The sequence below is a fragment of the Streptomyces sp. CBMA123 genome (assembly GCF_014596465.1).
Lineage (GTDB): Bacteria > Actinomycetota > Actinomycetes > Streptomycetales > Streptomycetaceae > Kitasatospora.
On the sequence record NZ_MECK01000415.1, the window covers coordinates 1 to 2,819 of the forward strand.

The 2,819-nt window shown below is 70.8% G+C and carries 3 protein-coding genes; 1 reads left to right on the forward strand and 2 read right to left on the reverse strand.

What is annotated here, in order from left to right:
• Positions 1–1,092, reverse strand: a 1,092-nt coding sequence (locus BG452_RS47315) for an RDD family protein (protein ID WP_262986076.1), incomplete at its 3' end; no start/stop codon positions are given.
• A gap of 241 nt (positions 1,093–1,333) precedes the next feature.
• Between BG452_RS47315 and BG452_RS32320 the strand changes: the two genes are divergently transcribed.
• The gene (locus BG452_RS32320; protein ID WP_188307912.1) at positions 1,334–2,338 is read left to right on the forward strand and encodes a stage II sporulation protein M; all 1,005 of its coding nucleotides are present in this window, start codon (positions 1,334–1,336) and stop codon (positions 2,336–2,338) included.
• A gap of 167 nt (positions 2,339–2,505) precedes the next feature.
• Here the strand turns inward: BG452_RS32320 and BG452_RS46190 are convergent.
• A partial coding sequence (locus BG452_RS46190) for a hypothetical protein (RefSeq protein ID WP_223243044.1) occupies positions 2,506–2,819 on the reverse strand: 314 nt, incomplete at its 5' end.

Consider the following 2,819-nt stretch of genomic DNA (forward strand, 5'->3'; position numbering starts at 1 on the left):
CGGGGCGAAGCCGAAGCCGGCGTCGGGGGCGGGGGCGGGGGCGGGGGCGGGGGCGGGGGCGGGGGCGGGGGCGGGCGCCGGTGCTGGGGGCTGTGCGGGCTTGACGAAGGACGGTGCGGCGGGAGCGGCCGGGGCCGGTGCGACGGGGGCGACGGCTGCGGGAGCGGGAGCGGCGGGTACGCCGAGGACGCGGTGGGGCCGGCCGTCGGCGGTGACGGAGGGGGCCGCCATCGGGTGCGGGGCGGGCATCGGGTGCGGTACGGCCATCGGGTGCGGTACGGCCATCGGGTGCGGGGCGGGCGTCCAGACGGGGGCCGAGGCCGCGAACCGCTGCTGGGCGCGCATCCACTCCCGGCGCTGGCGTTCGGTGAGGACCGCGCCCAGGTAGGCGGCCGGGTGCAGTCCGGGCGGCACCGGGTTCCCGATCCGGGCGGACAGGTCGTCGGCCAGCCCGGTGGCCATCCGGAACGTCACGCCCGGCTCCAACTGGCCTATCCGGCTCAGCAGTTGGCGGATCGCGAGCCAGAGCGCCTCGGGCACCGCGGACAGGTCCATCGCGACCAGTTCGCGGCCCATGTCGTGCAGCAGCTGCGGGTGGACCGGCGGCAGCGGCCCGGCCGTGCCGACCCCGCCCGGGGTGCGCTCGCGGATCACCACCGTCCCCGCGAAGATGTCGCCGAGCCGCTTGCCGTCCGAGTTCAGCGCGGAGGTGATCACGGCCGGGGCGCCGGTGATCGCGATCAGTTCGAAGAAGCCCACCAGCCCGCGGACCAGCGAGTGCCGGAACCGGACCGGTCCGCCGTCGGTGCGCACCACCCGCAGGCCGAGCGCGGCCTTGCCGGCCGACCGTCCGTTGCTGAGGGTCTCGATCATCACCGGCAGACCGACCAGGTAGAACACCGTCATCCCGAGCATGGTGGCCGCCAGTGCCGCACTGTCGAGGTCGGACAGGGCCACGCTCATCACCAGCATGGACACGAACAGAGCGGCGAACTCGATGAGCAGGTCGAGCACGATGGCCAGCGCCCTGCTCGGAAGCTTTGCCGTCTGCAGGTCGAGGACGACCGCCTCACCCGTCACCAGGTCGCTCAAGACACCTGTCCGTTCACGCTCATGCGGGAGGTGGGAGTGCGGTTGGACCGGCCCCCACTGCCCGCTCTCCGCAGTCTGATCCGCAGCCGCCAACATACGGCGCCCGGTGGGCGCACGGGAAGTGAGATCCCGACGGCCGGGGCGGCGGCGGCTCCTGGCATGCTGGGCCCGCACGTGTCCGCACGTACCTGCCCGACCGCGCACGCGCGCCTCGCGCCATCGCCGACCATGGAGCCGCCGCATGGACCTGGACGTCTTCGTCGCAACCCACCAGGGGGAGTGGGCCCGGCTGGACGCCCTCGCCCGCAGGCGCCGCCTCAGCGGCGAGGAGGCCGACGAGCTGGTCACGCTGTACCAGCGCGTCACCGGCCACCTCGCCAAGGTCCAGGCCGCCGCGCCGGACCCCGCCCTGGTCAGCCGGCTGACCAGCCTGGTCTCGCGGGCCCGCAGCGCGGTGACCGGCGCCCGCACCAACGGCTGGCAGGACGTCGCCCGCTACTACACGGTGAGCTTCCCGGCCGCGCTCTACCGCGCCCGCCGCTGGTGGGTGCCGGTCGCGGCCGTCTCGATGGTCGCCACCGTGCTGCTCGCCTGGTGGATGGCCACCCACCCCGAGGTCCGCAACAGCCTCATCACCCCGGACGACCTGCGGGAGATGACCCGCCCCGGCGGACAGTACGAGGCGTACTACTCGGACCGCCCGGCCAGCTCCTTCGCGGCCCAGGTCTGGACGAACAACGCCTGGGTCGCCGTGCAGTGCCTGCTCTTCGGGATCGCCCTGGGCATTCCGGTGCTCCTGGTGATGTGGACCAACGTGGTCAACCTCGGGGTCGGCATCGGGCTGATGGCCTCCGCCGGGCGGCTCGACGTCTTCCTCGGCCTGCTCATCCCGCACGGCCTGCTGGAGCTGACCGCGGTCTTCGTGGCCGGCGGCTTCGGCCTGCGCCTCGGCTGGACCGTCATCGACCCCGGCCCGCGCACCCGCGCGGTGGCGCTGGCCGAGCAGGGCCGCTCGATCATCGGAATGGCGATCGGCCTGGCGACGGTCCTGGCGGTCTCCGGCGTGCTCGAAGCCTTCGTGACGCCGTCCGGCCTGCCGACCTGGGCGCGCATTTCCATCGGCGTCCTGGCCGAGGTGGCCTTCCTCCTCTACGCACTGGTGCTGGGGCGGAAGGCCGCGGCGAGCGGAGAGTTCGGCGATGTGGACGCGGCCGACCGGGCGGACCTCCAACCCGTCGCCGCCTGAGTCGATGTGATCAACAGGCCGTTGACCTGCTAGTCTTCTCGCATCCCGGCCAAACCATTGACGTGGTGAGGGTGGGCTAGTAGGTTTCAACGGTTGGGACTGACTGGACAACGGTCGGATCCAGGCGTTAGTGTCTACGACACCGCCGAAATCGAGGCGAGCGTGTTTCATGAAATGCGCATCCTCCGATGAAGCAAATCCCACGGACGGAACACTCCGAAAGCTTTGATAGGCTTCGGAACGAAGTTCGCAGGAAATCCCGCCAGCGGGAATCGGATGAATGAAACTCCGGAAAACGGAGCGGAAAACATCTGGTAAGCTGGAAACACGAAAGAACGAAGCGCCCGGAGGGCCCGCTGGAAGGCGGCTCGAAGGAAGTGTCCGTTCCTTGAGAACTCAACAGCGTGCCAAAAGTCAACGCCAGATATGTTGACATCCCCGGCCTTGATCGTCTGATCGGGGTTGGAGATTCCTTTTGAAA